The 17262-nt window shown below is 64.5% G+C and carries 14 protein-coding genes; 9 read left to right on the forward strand and 5 right to left on the reverse strand.

The window, feature by feature from the left end:
• From PDO_RS00065 to PDO_RS00085, 5 genes are all read right to left on the reverse strand, one after another.
• A partial coding sequence (locus PDO_RS00065; protein WP_007596233.1) for an ABC transporter permease occupies positions 1–581 on the reverse strand: 581 nt, incomplete at its 3' end.
• The gene (locus PDO_RS00070; RefSeq protein ID WP_007596235.1) at positions 574–2148 is read right to left on the reverse strand and encodes a sugar ABC transporter ATP-binding protein; all 1575 of its coding nucleotides are present in this window, start codon (positions 2146–2148) and stop codon (positions 574–576) included. The genes PDO_RS00065 and PDO_RS00070, both read right to left, overlap by 8 nt.
• Positions 2145–3311: a levoglucosan dehydrogenase gene (locus tag PDO_RS00075; protein ID WP_007596237.1), complete on the reverse strand. Its 1167-nt coding sequence runs from the start codon at positions 3309–3311 to the stop codon at positions 2145–2147. Before PDO_RS00075 ends, PDO_RS00070 begins: the two co-directional genes overlap by 4 nt.
• 106 nt (positions 3312–3417) lie before the next feature.
• A complete protein-coding gene (locus PDO_RS00080; protein WP_081593110.1) occupies positions 3418–4539 on the reverse strand; it encodes a substrate-binding domain-containing protein in 1122 nt (373 codons plus the stop codon).
• Between the two features lie 45 nt (positions 4540–4584).
• The gene (locus tag PDO_RS00085; protein ID WP_007596243.1) at positions 4585–5397 is read right to left on the reverse strand and encodes a sugar phosphate isomerase/epimerase family protein; all 813 of its coding nucleotides are present in this window, start codon (positions 5395–5397) and stop codon (positions 4585–4587) included.
• Between the two features lie 187 nt (positions 5398–5584).
• Between PDO_RS00085 and PDO_RS00090 the strand changes: the two genes are divergently transcribed.
• From PDO_RS00090 to PDO_RS00130, 9 genes are all read left to right on the forward strand, one after another.
• Positions 5585–6937: an ROK family transcriptional regulator gene (locus PDO_RS00090; protein WP_007596246.1), complete on the forward strand. Its 1353-nt coding sequence runs from the start codon at positions 5585–5587 to the stop codon at positions 6935–6937.
• A 10-nt stretch (positions 6938–6947) separates the two neighbouring features.
• Positions 6948–7970, forward strand: coding sequence for a substrate-binding domain-containing protein (locus PDO_RS00095; protein WP_007596260.1), 1023 nt, complete (start codon positions 6948–6950; stop codon positions 7968–7970).
• Between the two features lie 63 nt (positions 7971–8033).
• Positions 8034–8900 (forward strand): helix-turn-helix transcriptional regulator, encoded by an 867-nt coding sequence (locus PDO_RS00100; RefSeq protein ID WP_007596262.1) that lies wholly within the window; start codon positions 8034–8036, stop codon positions 8898–8900.
• A 90-nt stretch (positions 8901–8990) separates the two neighbouring features.
• Positions 8991–11966, forward strand: coding sequence for a xanthine dehydrogenase family protein molybdopterin-binding subunit (locus tag PDO_RS00105; protein WP_007596264.1), 2976 nt, complete (start codon positions 8991–8993; stop codon positions 11964–11966).
• A complete protein-coding gene (locus PDO_RS00110; protein ID WP_007596266.1) occupies positions 11963–12790 on the forward strand; it encodes an FAD binding domain-containing protein in 828 nt (275 codons plus the stop codon). The genes PDO_RS00105 and PDO_RS00110 overlap by 4 nt, the downstream gene beginning before the upstream one ends.
• Complete coding sequence (locus PDO_RS00115; protein WP_007596269.1) at positions 12778–13290, forward strand: (2Fe-2S)-binding protein; 513 nt, start codon at positions 12778–12780, stop codon at positions 13288–13290. Before PDO_RS00110 ends, PDO_RS00115 begins: the two co-directional genes overlap by 13 nt.
• A complete protein-coding gene (locus tag PDO_RS00120) occupies positions 13283–14800 on the forward strand; it encodes an AMP-binding protein (protein ID WP_007596271.1) in 1518 nt (505 codons plus the stop codon). Before PDO_RS00115 ends, PDO_RS00120 begins: the two co-directional genes overlap by 8 nt.
• A gap of 38 nt (positions 14801–14838) precedes the next feature.
• Positions 14839–15645: an enoyl-CoA hydratase/isomerase family protein gene (locus tag PDO_RS00125; RefSeq protein ID WP_007596273.1), complete on the forward strand. Its 807-nt coding sequence runs from the start codon at positions 14839–14841 to the stop codon at positions 15643–15645.
• 77 nt (positions 15646–15722) lie between these two features.
• Positions 15723–16985 carry a benzoate/H(+) symporter BenE family transporter gene (locus PDO_RS00130; protein WP_007596275.1) on the forward strand — a complete coding sequence of 421 codons (1263 nt, stop codon included), beginning with the start codon at positions 15723–15725 and terminating at the stop codon, positions 16983–16985.
• The last annotated feature ends 277 nt before the right edge of the window (positions 16986–17262 follow it).

Consider the following 17262-nt stretch of genomic DNA (forward strand, 5'->3'; position numbering starts at 1 on the left):
CCGCCGGTCGCCAGCACCCGCCGACCGAAGCCCGAGCGGCGCAGCACGATATGGCCGATGCCGCCGAGGACCGCCATCCAGAGCATAAGCACCGGCACCGGCCCGAGATTGCCGCCGCCGAAGAGCCAGGAATAGCCCGACGACAGGATCGGCACGGCGGCTGTCGCCGATATCCACATGGCGACGCCCTTGGCGATGCCCATCATGGCCAGTGTGGTCAGGAACGACGGAATGCCGATGCGGGTGGTGAGCCAGCCGTTGAACATGCCGACGGCAAGACCCGTGGCGATGCCGGCACCGACGCCGACGATCGGCCCGCCTGCGGCGATGCCCATCGCGACCGTAACCGTCGCAAGGCCCGCGACCGCACCGACCGAAAGGTCGATTTCGCCCGCCGAGAGCACGAAGGTCATGGCGATCGCCATAACGGCGATCATCGCGGTCTGCCGCACGATGTTGAGCAGGTTGTTGGGGTTGAGGAACCCCTTGTCTGCCAGTGTCACCGCGAAGACGAGGAAGATGACGACGAAGCCGATATAGATGATGTTCTGGCGCCAGTTGGCGAAGAAGGCGTTAGCCATGGGAAACCTCCTGGACCGCAAGGGCCTTCTGAATTTCGATCTGGAGCCGCTGTTCGGCGGCCTGGAGACGGTGGGCAAGGTCATCGGCGGGCACGGACGGATCTTCCAGCGCCTCGCGCGGCAGATTCTGGTGTACGCGCCCGTCAGCCATGACGAGGATGCGGTCGCAGGCGGTCAAAAGCTCTGACAGCTCGGACGAGATCATGATGATGCCTTTGCCAGAGGCTGCGAGTTCCCGCACGAGGCGGATGATTTCGGACTTGGATCCGATATCGATGCCTGCTGTCGGCTCGTCGAGGATGAGGATGTCGGGGTTGGTGGCGAGCCACTTGCCGATGACGACTTTTTGCTGGTTTCCGCCCGAAAGCGTAGAGACCGCATGGTCACGGCTCGCCGTCTTCACGCGCAGGCGCTCGATTTGCGTGTCCGTCAGATCGTTTGCCGCCTTGGCATCGACGAGGCCACCCTTGGACAGCCTGTCGATGACGGCCAGGATCATGTTGGAGGCGACCGAATGGTCGGGAATGATGCCCTGCGTGGCGCGGGCTTCCGGCACCAGCGCGACACCGGCGGCAATCGCATCGCCCGGCTTGCGGATCGCGACGGCGCGGCCCTGGATCCGGATTTCGCCCTTGGCCACCGGGTCGATGCCGGCCATGACCCGCGCCAGCGACGAACGGCCCGACCCCAGCAGGCCCGCGAGCCCCAGCACTTCGCCACGGTGGAGCGTCAGGGACACGTTCTCCGGCTTGTGGCGACCGCTGACATTATCGAGTTCCAGCAGCACGTCACCCTTCACGGCCACACCGCGCTCGACGTCCGACAGTCCCTTGGAGCGCCGGCCGACGATGTGCTCGATCATCGTATCGATCGGCAATTCACTGAGCGGCGCCGTGATGACATGACGACCGTCCCGCAGGATCGTCGCGCGGTCGGCAATGCGGGCGATCTCGTCCATGCGATGGCTGACATAGATGATGGCCACGCCCTTTGCCTTCAACTTGCGCAGGAAGACGAAGAGCCGCTCGACATCGGAAACGGCGAGCGCCGTCGACGGTTCGTCCAGCACCAGCACCCTGGCATCCTGTGAGATTGCCTTGGCGATCTCCGTCAGTTGCTTCTGGCCAGCACCGAGATCGCCGACCAGGGCCTTCGGATCGACAAAGACGTCGAGCATGGCAAAAATGTCCGCCGCGCGCTTCTCTGCCTCATGGTCGTCGATGAGCCCCGTGCCGGCGCGGTATTCCCGCGTCAGGAAGATGTTCTGAGCCACCGTCAGCGTCGGGACAAGGCTCATTTCCTGGTAGTTCATCGCGATGCCGGCAGCCCGGGATGCCTCCGGTGAATGGGTGGACAGGGGCATACCACCGACCTCGATGGCGCCCTTGTCCGGACGGTGAACCCCATTCAGCACCTTGAGGATCGTCGACTTGCCGGCCCCGTTGCCGCCCAGCAGCGCATGGACCTCGCCGGGCATGACCTCGAAGGACACGTCGTCCAGCGCACGCACGCCGCCGAAGGTCTTGGATATGCCGCTCATGCGGACCGCAGCGACGCTCGCACTCATCCCACCTTCTCCCACAGCCCGGTCTCACCGGAGCGAATGAGGGCGTCGGCGACGAGTTCCGTCAACAGGCCGTCCTCGAAATTGGGGCTCGGCTGCCGGTTCTTCGCGATGGCCGAGAAGAAATCATAGCATTCGACGATCTTCGTTTCCGAATACCCGATGCCGAGGCCGGGGATCGGCCAGAGGCCGATGCCATAGGGATGGGCCGGACCTGTATAGACGGTGCGGAAACCGCGCGCATCCGCCGGGTCGTCGGCGAACATCACCTGAAGCTCGTCGCGGCGCTCGTAGTTGAAGTGGATCGAGCCCTTGGTGCCGTGGATTTCCAGCGTGATGAAGTTGTTGCGGCCGTAGGCGTTGCGAGTTGCCTCCAGGCTTCCGATCGCGCCGCCCTCGAATTTCAGCATCGAGACCACCTCGTCGTCGACATCGACTTCGCCGCGTTCGGCATCCGCGGCCTTTTCCGCCGCGCCGAGTTTATCGACACCGCCCTGCTGCAGCGGTCGCGTCTTGTTGTAAGTGGTGGTGATCGCGTTCACCTCGGCGATCGGGCCGACGAGATAGTGGGCGAGATCGACGACATGCGTTGCGATGTCGCCGACGGTGCCGGAGCCGGCGATCTTCTTCTGGAAGCGCCAGGAGAGGGGCGAATCCGGGTCGGCCGACCAGTCCTGCAGATAGGTGCCGCGGAAATTCAGGATCCGGCCTATGCGCCCCTCGTCGATGTACTTCTTCGCGAGCGCCACGGCCGGCGTGCGGCGATAATTGAAGGCCACCATGTGAATGACGCCGGCGGCTTTCACCGCGTCATGCATCGCCCTCGCCTCTTCGACGGTGCGGGCAAGCGGCTTTTCGCAGATGATGTGCTTGCCGGCCTTGGCGGCCGCAATGGCGATCTCGGCATGCACGTTGTTCGGCGTGCAGATATCGACGACGTCGATATCCGGCCGGTTGACGACAGCGCGCCAGTCAGACGACGCTTCCTCGAAACCGTAGCGCTGGCGCGCTTCCTCGGCCATGCCGTCGGTCACGTCGACGACGACCTTGCGGTGGGGAATGGCCGGTGCGGGCCAGAAGAACATTGGCATGGAGGCATAGGCCATGGCATGCGCCTTGCCCATGAAGCCGCCACCGATCATGGCGACGTTCATCACTTTGGTCATCGGTTTTCTCCTGAAAAAGCTCGCCCTTTGGGCGCCAAGTTCGACTGCCGGCAAAGGCCGGATCGTGTCGGACACGGGGCGCGAGAAGCACCCCGTGTCCTGCGGATCACTGTCCGAGGCTCGTCTTGATGTTGTCGGTCGCCTCGGTGGAATAGACCGCCTTCCAGCCGTCGAGCAGCGTGTCCCGGGTCACCGGAAGGGCGGGCAATGCGACGAAGGCCGGCGCTTCCTTGCCGAGCAGCGCATAGCCGGCCAGCTTGGCTTCGACGACGCCGGCATCAAAAGGCCGCTGCGCGCCGAGCCCCTTGACGAAGCCGCCCTGGGCCATCGAGATCGCCACGTTTTCCCCGAGGTCGATCGTGGTGATGACGAGATCGTCGCGACCCGCGACACGGGCCGCCGAAATCACGCCTTCGGCCGGCACGTCCCAGACCGCCCAGATGCCCTTGATGGTGGGGTTGGACGTGAGGATCGCAGACGCCGCCTTTTCCGCATCGCCCGAGAAATCAGGTCCGCCGATGCCCTGCTCGGCCACGATCTTGATATTGGGATAGTCGGAGGCGATGGTCGCCTTGAAGGCATCGTAACGCTGCTTGGTGACGAAGAAATCGGCGGCATGGAACACGAGCCCGATATCGCCCTCCCCGTTCAGCGCCTTGGCCATCAGGTGCGCAGAGGCCACGCCATTGCCATAGTTGTCGGCAGATACGACCGACACATAGTCCTTGCCGGCTTCAAAGCCTGTCGGCACATTGTCCATGAAGACGAGTTTGGTGCCAGCCTCTGCGGCTGCCTTGTAAGCCGCGGCCGTCGCTGTCGGATCCGTCGGGATCGAGACGATGACATTTGGCTTCTGCGCCATGATGGTCTCAAGGTCGGAGACCTGTTTTTCCGGCTTGAAGCCGGCATCGGTCACCGCAAGCACCTTGATGCCCATCGCGGCGAATTGGGCCTGAAGGCCGTTGATCTGGGCGCGTGACCAGTCGTTGCCACCGTAGTGCATGACGATCGCGGCCGTCGCATTCATGGCCTTGATCTTCGCCAGCTCCTCGTCGGACAGAGTAACATCGGCGGCTGGCGAGGGATCTTCGCCCGACGGTCCCTTGGACAGGACCGTCTGCTGGAGCGCGGCCAGGGCGCTGTCAGGATCGGCGAAGGCCGGCGCTGCATAGGTGCAGGCAAGCGCCAACACGGCGGCAGTGCCCAACAGGGTTCTTCTCTTCATCATCACTTTCTCCTCCCGAAAGTGGGGCATGCGCCCCGGTCGCGGCCGTCAGGCCGATTTGAGATAGGTCATGCTCGCCTTCGCACCTTCGAGTGGGTCAGACCACGAATCGAGCTCCGTGCAGACCCAGCCATCGAAGCCAACCTCCCGAAGGGCCGCGATGATGTCGTCCGTCGGCACGTCGCCGCGGTCGATCGGTGTGAAGGCGAATGGCTCCTTCTGGAACCCCTTGAGATGGACATAGGAGATGCGTGCCGCATGCTCGCGAATGAGCGCGGCAGGATCCCCGCCGGCAGCGGCGAGATGGGCCGTGTCCGGGCAGAAATGAATGCCGGTGAGTGCAAAGATCTTGCGCACCTCAGCCGGCCCCTCGACGATGGTCGAAAGATGCGGGTGGTAGTGGGCGGTGAGGCCGCGTGCCTCGGCGATTTCCTTCACACGGTCAAGTGCGGCTGCCAGCTTGTGATAGTCAGCCTCGCGGATACCGTCGAAGCGCTTGGCGCCACCACCGACGACCAGATGCGGAGCACCAAGCTCGGCAGCACGATCCGCCGCACGGGTCACCCGGGCCAGCTCCTCCGGCAGGATATCGTCGAAGATGAAGTTGCCGCCGGCATAGGTTGCCACGAGCGTCAGCCCGTTGTCGGCAAGCAGAGCCCGCATCTCGTCCACGCCGAAATCGAGAAGGTTGCCGTCGAAGAGCTCGACGCCCTCATAACCCGCCGACGCGATGTCGGCAAAGGCGCGACGCATGTCGCCAAAGGTGCGGTAGGCGAGATTGGTGATTGACGTGACGCCGACTGCGTCTCCGCCAAGACTGCCCCAGCAATTCGCATGATAGGCGAGCTTGAAGTTCGACATCGGCGCCTCCTCCCAGTGACCGTGTTGATGTGCGAGCTACCTTACGTCCATAAAAAGTGCATGTCAATTATTTACCTGCACAACTAAGCATACTTTTGCTGATTTAATGCAAAAGATCGATGTTGCCAGTCGGAAGCCTCCGCTTTAAGAAGGATGGAGAGGGCGAATCCGCCGGAAGGAAGAAGTCATGCCGACGACGGCAACCGCGGCAAATGACGCCGCTCCCCGCCGCAAAGGCCGGCCCCGCGTCACCGAGACCGCGGCGCCGAGCCTTGTCGAAATTCTCAATCTGGTGCGGACAGAACAGGCCACCACACGCCAGGAAATCGAGCGGCAGAGTGAACTCGGCCGCGCGGTCGTCGCAGACCGCTTGGGTACGCTCGGCGAACTCGGTCTGGTCGACGAAAGCGAACTTGCGACCGCATCCGGTGGGCGGGCGCCGCGCCTTGTGCGATTTGCCACAGATCGTGGCCGCATCCTCGTTGCCACGCTCGACCAAACCGCGCTCGGCGTCGGGATTGCCGATCTCGGCGGCTCCCTGCTCATGGAGCATCACGAGGCGACCGAGCTCAGCCAACCTGTGTCCGCCCTCGCCGATCGTCTGGTCACGCTTTTTCGCTGGATCCTGGAACGGCATTCGGACATCCAGCTCTACGGCATCTCCATCTCGGTTCCAGGCGCCGTCTCCGACGGTGCCGAGACGCTGTTCCAACGCGCCACTCCCGGCGTTCTGCCGGGCTGGGAGAGCTTCCCGCTTGTCGAGACACTCGTTGCGGCCTTCGATGCGCCCGTCTGGCTCCGTTCCAGCGTCGAGACCATGACGATGGGCGAACTGCATGCCGGAGCCGGGCGCAATCAGCGCACCATGATGTTCGTCAAGGTCGGCAAACGCATCGGGGCCGGGCTGGCAAGCGACGGAATTCTCTTTCGTGGCGCGCAGGGGGCCGTCGGCCTCATCGGTTCTGTTCCGGTCACCGTCGGCGAAAGGACAGGCACTCTTGAGGCGATGGCGGGATCGGATCGCATCGCCCAGGATGGTAGGCTTGCGGCAGAGAACGGCACCAGCCCGGTTCTCGCCGATCTCGTTCGGCGTGGCGCCGACATCACGGCACTGGAAGTCGCCCAGGCCGCCCAGATGGGCGATGCCGCCGCCATCGATATCCTGGCCCAGAGCGGCCGGCTGATCGGCCAAGTGGTTGCGACGCTCGCCAACATGCTGAACCCCGCGCTCATCGTGCTGTCCGGCTCGATCGCGCAGACCAATGACATTCTTCTCGCCTCCGCACGGGAGGCCATCTACGGTGCCTGCCACCCCCTCGTCAGCCGCGACATGCAGATCATCCGCTCCCAGATGGGCAGCTCTTCCGGTCTTGTCGGGGCCGCAATCGTTGCGTCCGAAGGGCTATTTGCACCATCGATGCTGAAAGACTGGATCATGGCCGGGCAGCCTCAGGCGCATCCGCTTTTCCAGGAGATGAAAAAAGAAATTGCCCGGCGAAAGGTCATCGAGGGGGATATTGTCCGGCCGCCGGATATGTGAGGAGGATTGAATGACGATTGCGGGTCTCGGCCCTCATGGGGAGCGGGCATCGGCGCCCGAGCGGGTTTTGCTGCTGCCGGAGGACATGGAGCGGGCGCGGGCCAGTGGCTTGCGGGTCGCGGTCGTGCTGCACACGCTCGAAAGCGACTGGGCCAAACAGCAGCTTTCCGGCATTATTGGCATGCTCGGCAATTGCGGGGTCGCGGTCATTGACGTGATCGATTGCGCCTTCACGCCGGAGGTCCAGATCGAGGCGCTAGGGCGACTGATCGAGGAAGCCCCGGATGCAATCATATCCCTGCCCGTCGCCAATTCGAAAGTGGCAGCGGCGCATGCGCGCGTGTCTGCGGCCGGCATAAAGCTCATCCTGCTCGACAACGCACCGACCGGGCTTCTTCCGGGAAAGGACTACATCTCCCTCGTCTCGGCGGACAATTTCGGCCTCGGCAAGATCGCCGCGGAAGGCTTGTCGCCGCATCTGCCTGATGGCGCGGAGGTCGGCGTCCTCGGCTATGACGCCGATTTCTTCGCGACCAACGAGCGGGAAATCGCCTTTGTCAAATGGATGCAGGTCAACCGTCCGGACGTGTCTCTGCGCGTCCAGCGGTTTCCATCCCTGTCGGCAGTTGCCGCAACCACGCGCGCTCTTGCCGAAGCCCATCCGGATCTCGCCGGCCTCTTTGTCGTCTGGGACACGCCGGCAATGATGGCCGCCGGCGTTCTCAAAACGCTCGGGCGCAAGATTCCGATGACGACCGTGGATCTCGGCAATGCGGCGGCGATTGGGCTTGCTGCCAACGACCCCCTCGTCGCAATTGCCGCCCAGCAGCCGTTCCGCCAGGGTGAGACCGCTGCATCCATCACCGTCACCGCACTGCTCGGCAGGCCCGCCCCCGACTGGGTGGCACTTCCCGGACTTGCGGTCACCGCAAGCAATGTGGTGGAGTGTTTCCAGACCGTGTGGCGGGCGCCCGCCCCCCAAGAAGTTCTCCGAAGGCTCAGGCTCGTCGGCCTGAAGACTTCCGGCCAATAGCCTTCTTGAGGGCTAAAGCGCTTTCGAACTTGTAGTTTCTGCGAAACCACCAATATGTAAGCAATGTCGAATGCTTTGCGCATCGCACGTGGCCGCTTCGGGAGAGTGGCACTGCTGGATATGGATCGGCCCCTGGTACGGCACGCGCACCCGCATTGCCATGTGCTGTTGAAGGTCGAGGGCGCCGACACGCAGTTTTCGGTGCGCGACAAACTCGTGCCGCTCACCGACGAAAGCGCTGTTCTCATCAATGCCTGGGAACCGCATGCCTATGCGCATGACCAGGCGCGACCGAAGACTGTGATCCTTGCGCTCTACATCGAGCCGCAATGGCTCGGTCATTTCCGCCCGAACTGGGCGGCGAGCCACGCGCCCGATTTCTTCGCTTCCAATGTCGGCTCGATCACCCCGGACATCCGCTGGCGTACACGCACTCTTGCAGAGGCCATGGTGCAGGAGCCGAACAGTGCCGACATGCACGAAGTGCTTCTCGGCGAACTGATGGTCGCCGTCATCGAGCGCTTCGCCGACTGGCGGGCCGTGCCGAACTCGATCCGCGATCTCGCATCACGCCCGCTGCTCGACTTTCGTATCCGCAAGGCCGTCGAGCGTATGAAGGCGACGCCTGGCGAGATCGCCGATCTCGATCTTCTCGCGACCGATATCGGCCTGTCGCGAGCGCATTTCTTCCGGCTGTTCGAGACCTCGATGGGTGTGACGCCCCGGGTCTTCCTCAATGTGCAGCGCCTGGAACGGGCGGTGTCCTCCGTTGCCGATGGAACCGAGAGCTTCGCGGCGATCGGCGACCAGCTCGGCTTTTCCGTGCCGGCTCATTTTTCGCGCTTCTTCCATGATCATGCCGGCTCCTCGCCGAGCATCTTCCGCACGGTCAGCCGGCTCTCTGCTGACGATTTTGAGACTCCTCGGTAAGGTCTGATACGCGGCGGTATCGCCCGATTGTGTCCCCTCCTTCACCTTCTCCCCAGGGCACCCCGACACAAACGGGTGCGGGAGGAGCACATGAAGAGCTTGGAGACACCGGGCGGCCTGATCGGCCGGACCGTGGAACGTGTCGAGGATGCCGGACTTTTGACCGGCCGCGGCCGCTACATCGACGACCTGCCCGTCCGGCGCGACACCGCCCATCTGGCAATCCTGCGCTCGCCGCATGGCCATGCCGAAATCCGTGCGATCAATACGACTGCTGCCCGGGCACTGCCCGGCGTCTCCGCTGTGCTGACCGGGGACGATGTTGCGCGGCTCACCCGCAGCATGACCGTGGGGGTCAAGGCGAATGTCGAATGCTGGCCGATCGCCCGGGACCGGGTACGCTATGTCGGCGAACCCGTGGCCCTCGTCGTTGCCGAGAACCGCTATGTTGCAGAGGATGCGCTCGATCTGATCGAGGTCGAGTACGAGACCCTGGCCGCCATTGTTGATCCCGAGAAGGCACTCGCAACAGACGCACCGGTCTTGCATCCGTCGCTCGGCACCAACCTCATCAACGAGCGCAGCTTTCGTTACGGGGACCCTGAAGCAGCGCTTGCGACTGCCGACCACCGCATTTCCATCCGTATAGCCTATCCCCGCAATTCCTGCACGCCGATCGAGACCTACGGTGTCATCGCTGAATACGATCCCGGAGAGGACGCCTATGACGTCACGGCGAATTTTCAGGGACCGTTCTCGATCCATGCCGTGATTTCCCGCGCGCTGAACGTACCCGGCAACCGCATGCGGCTGCGCACGCCGCCCGATTCCGGCGGCTCCTTCGGCATCAAGCAGGGCGTCTTTCCCTACGTCATCCTCGCCGCCGTCGCCGCCCGCGTTGCAGGACGGCCGGTGAAATGGATCGAGGACCGGCTCGAACACCTGACGGCCTCCGTTTCGGCGACCAACCGCGTGACGACGCTCGAGGCAGCCGTTGCCGCCGACGGCCGCATCACAGCACTCTGTTGGGATCAACTGGAGGATTGCGGCGCCCATCTCCGCGCTCCGGAGCCGGCGACCCTCTATCGCATGCATGGCAACATGACCGGAGCCTATGCAATCGAAAACGTCGCCATCCGCAACCGCGTCGTGCTGACCAACAAGACGCCGACCGGGCTCAATCGCGGCTTCGGCGGACCGCAGGTCTACTTCGCGCTCGAACGGCTCGTCCACAAAATCGCCGACGAACTTGGCCTCGACAGGCTTCAAGTCATCCGCCGCAACCTCGTGCCGGCCGACGCCTTTCCCTATCGCACAGCGACCGGCGGGCTTTTGGATTCGGGCGACTATCAAACCGCAATCGACCGCGCCTGTGCCGAAGGCGGCCTGGAGGCTCTGAGGCTGCGAAGGGATCAAGCGCGTGCCGAAGGGCGCCTCTACGGCATCGGTTATGCGACGGTTGTCGAGCCGAGCGTCTCTAACATGGGCTATATCACGACGGTCCTCACGCCGGAGGAACGGGCAAAGGCGGGTCCGAAGAACGGCGCCCAGTCCGTTGCCACGGTGGCCATCGATCCACTCGGCTCCGTCACCGTCAAGGTTGCGTCAGTACCGCAGGGCCAGGGCCATCGCACTGTTCTGGCGCAGGTGGTCGCCGAGCGGCTCGGCCTTCCCCTGGAGACCGTGCGCGTCAACACCGAACTCGACACGGCGCGCGACGCCTGGTCGATCGCGTCCGGCAATTACGCAAGCCGGTTTGCCGCTGCCGTCGCCGGTGCCGCGGCCCTTGCCGCCGACCGTATCAGGGACCGTCTCGCAGCAATCGCCGCCAGCCAACTCAATGTCACGGCAGATCGCATAGACTTCAGGGCTGGAAAGCTCTTCGATCGCGACAATCCGAAAAATGCCATCTCCTTCGGACGTGTCGCGGCTGCAAGCCACTGGGCGCCCGGCACCCTGCCGGACGGAACCGGCCAGACGATCACCGAGACGGTTTTCTGGACGCCGGCGCAACTCGAGGCGCCGACCGCTGCTGACGGGATCAACTCGTCGCTTTGCCATGGCTTCATCTTCGACATATGCGGCGTGGAAATCGACCGGGCGACCGGCCAGGTCCGCATCGACCGCTACGTGACGATGCACGACTGCGGCCGCATCCTGCATCCCGGCATGGTCGACGGCCAGGTCCGCGGCGGCTTCGCCCAGGCTATAGGCGCAGCACTCTACGAAGAATATGCCTATGGCGGCGACGGCAGTTTCCTGACCGGCACGCTCGCCGACTACCTCATCCCGACCGTCATGGAGACGCCGGAGCCGCTGATCCTCCATCACGAGACGCCATCGCCCTTCACGCCGCTTGGCGCAAAGGGCGTCGGCGAGGGCAATTGCATGTCGACGCCGGTCTGCATCGCCAATGCTGTCGCAGATGCGCTCGGGGTCGAGGACATCCGGCTGCCGCTCTCACCGAGCCGGGTCAGCGAGTGGCTCTATGGCGAGGAGCGCGCGCCGTCGAAACCTCAGGATTCGATCCCCGTTGCCACCGGCGCTTCGGGCGAACGGTTGCTGACGGGCTCGGGCTCGGCCGAAGTCGTCGCCACCCGCGAGTCCGTCTGGACCATGCTGCTCGACCCGAACACGCTGAAGGCCATCATTCCCGGCGCACACGAGGTCCGAAAGGTCTCCGACACGCATTTTCGCGCCGAGGTCACGCTCGGCATCGGTCCAGTCAAGGGCCGATACCGCGCCGACATACGCCTTTCCGACATGCTTGCGCCGGAAGCGGTCACGCTGTCCGGCGGCACCGAGGGCGCACTCGGGTCCGGCCGCGGCACGGGCCGTGTCACGCTGACGGAAACGGCGACTGGCACCCGAATAGACTATCGATATGAGGCCGCGATCGGCGGCAAGGTCGCCTCTGTGGGCGGCCGACTTCTCGACGGCGCGGCGCGCGTGGTGATCGGACAGTTCTTCCAGGCGCTCGCCCGTCATGCCGGCGGCGGAGGGCCTCCCAGCGCCGCCGCCGGCTTCATCCAACGGCTTTCGAGCCTTTTCAGGAGGCGCAAATGAAGCCCGCATCCTTCGATTTCCTGTGCCCGGACACGCTGGAGGAAGCGCTTGCCGCGCTCGCCGAGGGCGGCGGTGAGGCTCGCGTCATCGCCGGCGGGCAGTCGCTGGTACCTATGCTCAATATGCGGCTCGCCCGTCCCGCCCTGCTGGTCGATATCATGCGGCTCGAGGCCCTGCGCCGGATCGAAACGTCGGGCGACGAGATCACCGTCGGCGCCGGCGTGCGGCAGGCCGAACTGGAAGCCTGGGCAAACCTTTCGCGCGACCTGCCGCTGCTGGCGGCCGCCTTCCCCTGGCTCGGCCATGTGCAGACCCGGGCGCGCGGCACGGTCTGCGGCTCTGTCGCCCATGCCGACCCGAGCGCCGAACTGCCGCTTTCTCTGGTGACGCTTGGCGGTGCCGTGAGCCTGCGCAGCCGCAAGCAGAAGCGCAAGGTCAAGGCGGACGACTTCTTCATCGGCATGATGGCGACCGATCTCGCCGAGGGCGAGATGATCGAGGCCGTGCATTTCCCGAAAGCCCGGCCCGGCAACGGTTATGCCTTCCGTGAGATTGGCCGGAGGCATGGCGATTTTGCCATCGTCGCCTGCGCTGCCGTCGCCGACGATAAGGGACTGCGGCTCGGCATTGCCGGCGTCGATGACCGCCCGCGCGTCTTCGCGCTGCCAGCGCTCGACGACGACCAGTTCGACGATGCCCTCAACGATATCGCCTGGTCGCTGAACGCCCGCGACGACATTCACGCCAGCGCCCGCTACCGGCGCGAACTGGTCCGCAATCTCGGTCGCGAAACCCTCAAGGAGGCAAGCCGATGCCGCGCATGAACGCTGCTAAGAGGCATGTGGTCGATTTCACGCTAAACGGCCAGAAAGTCCGCGCAGAGGCGGAAAACCGCATGCTGCTCTCGGACCTGCTGCGCCACGAAGTCGGGCTGACCGGCACCCATGTCGGTTGCGAGCACGGCGTCTGCGGCGCCTGCACCGTGCAGATCGACGGAAAGCCGGCGCGGGCCTGCCTGACGCTCGCACAGCAGGTGCGCGGCAGCGATGTGCGGACCGTGGAAGCGCTGGCTCCCGGCCCGGCCGAGCTTTCTCCGCTTCAGGCAGCCTTTCGCCGCCATCACGGCCTGCAATGCGGCTTCTGCACGCCCGGCATCCTGATGTCGCTCGACGCGCTCTTGCGCGAGCAGCCGGACGCCGGCCGGGAAGAGATACGCGAACACCTCTCCGGCCATCTCTGCCGGTGCACGGGCTACGCGACCATCGTCGAGGCGGCGCTCGCCGCCGCGGAGGAACAACGGAAGGAGGAGACACCCAATGCTTGATCTAGGAACGAGCTTCCTCGCGAGCGTGGAGCGCGACCCGGACGCGCTTGCGATCGTCGATGGGGAGATGCGACTGAGCTATCTCCAATGGTACGACAAGGTTTCAGCACTTGCCGCAGCCCTTCGCGGGACCGGCCTGAAGCGCGGAGACCATGTGCTCACCGCCATGCAGAACCGCTGGGAGAACGCGTCGCTGCACTGGGCCTGCCAGTTTCTTGGCCTGGTCGTCACCCCGCTCAATTGGCGGGCGAAGGCAGATGAAATCGATTTTGGCATCGAGGATGCCGGCGCGAAGGCCGTGTTCTACGAGGCGTCGACGGAAGAGGCCGTGCGCCTTTCGCGGCTCGCGCAGGCCTTGCCGCAATTCTCGGCCGAGGCACTCGCCGATATCATGAGAGGCAAGGCCCCCGATGTGGTGCCTGTCGCCGACGCTGCAGACTGGTCGCTGATGCTCTACACGTCAGGCACGACCTCGAAACCAAAGGGCGTGCCACGCCGTCACCGCGCCGAACGCGCCGGCGCCGTCGCCCATGTGGCGCAGAACCTCTACCGGCATGGGGAGCGCACGCTCGGTGTCATGCCGCTCTACCACACGATGGGCGTGCGCTCCCTGATCGCATCCTCGCTGATCGGCGGCACCTTCGTCTGCCTGCCGCGCTTCGACGTGGCGAAGGCGCTCGACCTGATCGAAGAGGAGAAGATCACCAATCTATACCTCGTGCCGACGCTGTACCACGACCTCGTGCATCACGAGGCTTTTTCGACCGAGCGCGTCGCCTCGGTCACCAAGCTCGGCTATGCCGGCGCCTCGATGACCGACGGATTGCTGAAGCGGCTGGACCAGACCTTCCGGCCGGAGCTCTTCGTCAACCACTATGGTTCGTCGGAAATCTACACCTTCACGATCGAGCAGACGGCGACCGCAAAACCCGGCTCCGCCGGCCGCGCCGGCATCAACCAGACGATAAGGGTCGTGAAGCTCGGCAGCCGCAATCCGGACGAACGGGCGGAAGTCGGCGAGGAAGGCGAGATCATCGCCCTGATGAAGAGCGACGAGGCCTTCGAGGGCTACTGGAAGCGGCCCGACGCGGACGCCAAGGCACTTCACGGCGGCTGGTACTTCACCGGCGACACAGGCTTCGTCGATCGGGACGGTGATCTCTTCGTCACCGGCCGGGCCGACGACATGATCATCACCGGCGGCGAGAACGTGTCGCCGGTCGAGGTGGAAAGCTGCCTGTCGCTGCATGAGGGCGTCGCCGAAGTCGCCGTCGTCGGCCTGCCCGACGAACGTTGGGGCAAGATCGTCGTCGCCTTCGTCAAGCGGCGGGGGGATGTCACGGCCGAGGATCTCGACCGCCATTGCCGCGATTCCGGTCTTGCCAATTTCCGCCGCCCGCGTCGCTTCGTCTTCGTCGAAGCGATCCCGAAATCCCCTGTCGGCAAGCTGCTACGCCGCCTTCTGGTGGCTGGCGAATACACCGAGGAACGCATTCCCGAACACCAGTGAGCGGCCAGAACGCCACAAGACCCATGAAAGGACATTCCATGCCCGAACACGCCACATTCCAGGACCCGCGTCTTGCCGAACTCGACGGCTTCACAGTCACGATCGATGCGGCCCGCCAGCGCGCCGACATCACGCTCGACCGTCCGCCTTACAACGTCGTCTCCATGCTGGCCCGTGACCAGTTGCGCCTCGTTTTCGAGGCCCTCGACGAGGACGATCGCGTGCGCATCATCGTCGTTGCCGGCAAGGGCGAGCACTTCTCGTCCGGCGGCAACATCAAGGGCTTCCTCGAGGCGAGCCCGGAGCATGTTTCGCACCTCGCCTGGAACATCGCGGCACCCACGCGCTGTTCGAAGCCGGTCATCGCCGCCAATCGCGGCTTTTGCTTCGGCGTCGGCTTCGAACTGTCGCTTGCCTGCGACTTCCGCATCGCGACCGAGACCACGCGCTACGCGCTGCCCGAGCAGAAGCTCGGCCAGATCCCGGGCTCCGGCGGCTCGGCCCGCCTCCAGAAGATGGTCGGCGTCACCCGCACCAAGAACATCGTGATGCGCTCGAAGCGGGTCACCGGCCAGGAGGCCTACGACTGGGGCATCGCCTCGGAGATCGTTGCGGATGGCGATCTGGAAAAGGCCGTCGATGCGCTGGTCGAGGAACTGATCGGCTTCTCGCCGCTCGCCCAGCGCACGGCAAAGAAGCTCCTGAACGATACCGACGACGCTCCGCTTTCAACTGCCATCGAGCTCGAGGGCCATTGCTACAGCCGGCTTCGCACATCGGAGGATTTCCGCGAAGGCGTGCTCGCCTTTCACGAAAAGCGCGCACCGGCCTTCGTCGGACGCTAACCACTGGCCGGGCGGGAACCCGGCTTCATTTTCCAGGAGGAGGAAGCGGCCTCGTATCCGCTTCGGGAGGATTGAGAATGGATACCACACAGCAGACGACACAGGAAAAGCGCCTTGTCGAACGGGGACCCGGCATTGCGTCGGGTCTGCGCGACCTGCCGAAACATCTTGGCATCAAGACGATGAGCGCCGGACTTGTCGCCGCCATCTTCGGCTGCTCCGGCCCGGCCCTCATCGTCATCGGCGCGGCCGAGGCAGGCCAACTGACCAACGGCCAGACCGTCGCCTGGCTCTTTGCGATCTACGTGCTCGGCGGGATCATCAGCCTGCTGCTCGCGCTCCACTACAAGCAGCCGGTCAACGGCGCCTACTCTATCCCGGGTGCAGCCCTCGTTGCCGGCTCGCTTGCGACCATTCCCTTCAACGAAGCCGTCGGCGCATTTATCCTGGCGGGCCTGCTGGTGCTATTGCTCGGGGTTACCGGGCTCATCGGCAAGGTGATGCGCTGGCTGCCGATGCCGATCGTCATGGCGATGATCGCGGGTGCATTGATCCGCTTTGCGACAGGCGCCGTCAATGCACTCGGCACGGCACCGTTGATCGCGGGTGCTGCAATCCTGGCCTTCTTCGTCTCGATGCGGCTGACCAAGACGATCCCGCCAGTGCTGGCCGCTCTCGTCGCCGGCCTGATCGCGGCCTTTGCGACCGGTGCGGTCGGAGGCGGGGCGGCCAACATCGCCTTCGCCGCACCGGAATTCACGATGCCGGTGTTTTCCATCGATGCCTTCTTCGCAATCGCCATCCCGCTCGCCCTTCTCGTGATCGGCGCCGAGAACGCGCAGGCGACCGGGGTGCTGATGGCCGAAGGCTACAAGCCGCCGGTCAACGCGATGACGATCATTTCCGGCATCGGCGGCGTTGCGGCCGGCATCCTCGGCGGCCACAATGCCAATATCGCCGGTCCGATGACGGCGATATGCTCCTCCGAACAGGCCGGTGAAAACAAGGAAGGGCGCTATGCCGCGACGGTCGTCAACGGCCTACTCTTTGCCGCCTTCGGCCTCATCGCGGGTGCAGCCGTTCCGATCGTGCTCAGCCTGCCATCCGCTCTCATCGGCACGGTCGCCGGCCTCGCCATGATCGGCGTGCTGCTGTCGGCCTTTCAAAACGCCTTCGGCAAGTCGCTTGGCAATCAGACCGGCGCCTTCGTCGCACTCGCCGTCGCCATGTCGAACGTCACGCTCCTCGGCATCAGCGCCCCCTTCTGGGCCCTGGTCGCCGGCGTGATCGTCTCGGCCCTTGTCGAAGCCGGAAACCTCGGGGAGAAACAGGCCGCGTAAGCGCGGGTTACCGCCATAGATGCCTGCGTCCAAGTCGCCCCCCATTGCTTTTCTGTAGTCCAGCATGGGGGGCGCATCGCTGCCCTCGATCGTCTGAAAGCAGAGCGGCAGACGCTAGAGAAGGAGATAGCGGACTTCACCGAAGACGGCTCTGGTTAGTCGCCAAGATCGATGAAAATACATCGGCGCGACAAACCAGAGAGACCGACATGCACTTCCCTCATTGGAGTCTTGTAAAATCTCAGCCGCAGTCGGCACGGCATTGGCAGCCTNTGTT

Source organism: Rhizobium sp. PDO1-076 (assembly GCF_000247475.1).
Lineage (GTDB): Bacteria > Pseudomonadota > Alphaproteobacteria > Rhizobiales > Rhizobiaceae > Allorhizobium.

What these genes read in the sequence shown, in the direction of transcription:
- PDO_RS00070 (WP_007596235.1), bottom strand. Translation starts at nt 2,148, where the DNA reads ATGAGTGCGAGCGTCGCTGCGGTCCGCATGAGCGGCATATCCAAGACC.
- PDO_RS00075 (WP_007596237.1), bottom strand. Translation starts at nt 3,311, where the DNA reads ATGACCAAAGTGATGAACGTCGCCATGATCGGTGGCGGCTTCATGGGC.
- PDO_RS00080 (WP_081593110.1), bottom strand. Translation starts at nt 4,539, where the DNA reads ATGATGAAGAGAAGAACCCTGTTGGGCACTGCCGCCGTGTTGGCGCTT.
- PDO_RS00085 (WP_007596243.1), bottom strand. Translation starts at nt 5,397, where the DNA reads ATGTCGAACTTCAAGCTCGCCTATCATGCGAATTGCTGGGGCAGTCTT.
- PDO_RS00090 (WP_007596246.1), top strand. Translation starts at nt 5,585, where the DNA reads ATGCCGACGACGGCAACCGCGGCAAATGACGCCGCTCCCCGCCGCAAA.
- PDO_RS00095 (WP_007596260.1), top strand. Translation starts at nt 6,948, where the DNA reads ATGACGATTGCGGGTCTCGGCCCTCATGGGGAGCGGGCATCGGCGCCC.
- PDO_RS00100 (WP_007596262.1), top strand. Translation starts at nt 8,034, where the DNA reads ATGTCGAATGCTTTGCGCATCGCACGTGGCCGCTTCGGGAGAGTGGCA.
- PDO_RS00105 (WP_007596264.1), top strand. Translation starts at nt 8,991, where the DNA reads ATGAAGAGCTTGGAGACACCGGGCGGCCTGATCGGCCGGACCGTGGAA.
- PDO_RS00110 (WP_007596266.1), top strand. Translation starts at nt 11,963, where the DNA reads ATGAAGCCCGCATCCTTCGATTTCCTGTGCCCGGACACGCTGGAGGAA.
- PDO_RS00115 (WP_007596269.1), top strand. Translation starts at nt 12,778, where the DNA reads ATGCCGCGCATGAACGCTGCTAAGAGGCATGTGGTCGATTTCACGCTA.
- PDO_RS00120 (WP_007596271.1), top strand. Translation starts at nt 13,283, where the DNA reads ATGCTTGATCTAGGAACGAGCTTCCTCGCGAGCGTGGAGCGCGACCCG.
- PDO_RS00125 (WP_007596273.1), top strand. Translation starts at nt 14,839, where the DNA reads ATGCCCGAACACGCCACATTCCAGGACCCGCGTCTTGCCGAACTCGAC.
- PDO_RS00130 (WP_007596275.1), top strand. Translation starts at nt 15,723, where the DNA reads ATGGATACCACACAGCAGACGACACAGGAAAAGCGCCTTGTCGAACGG.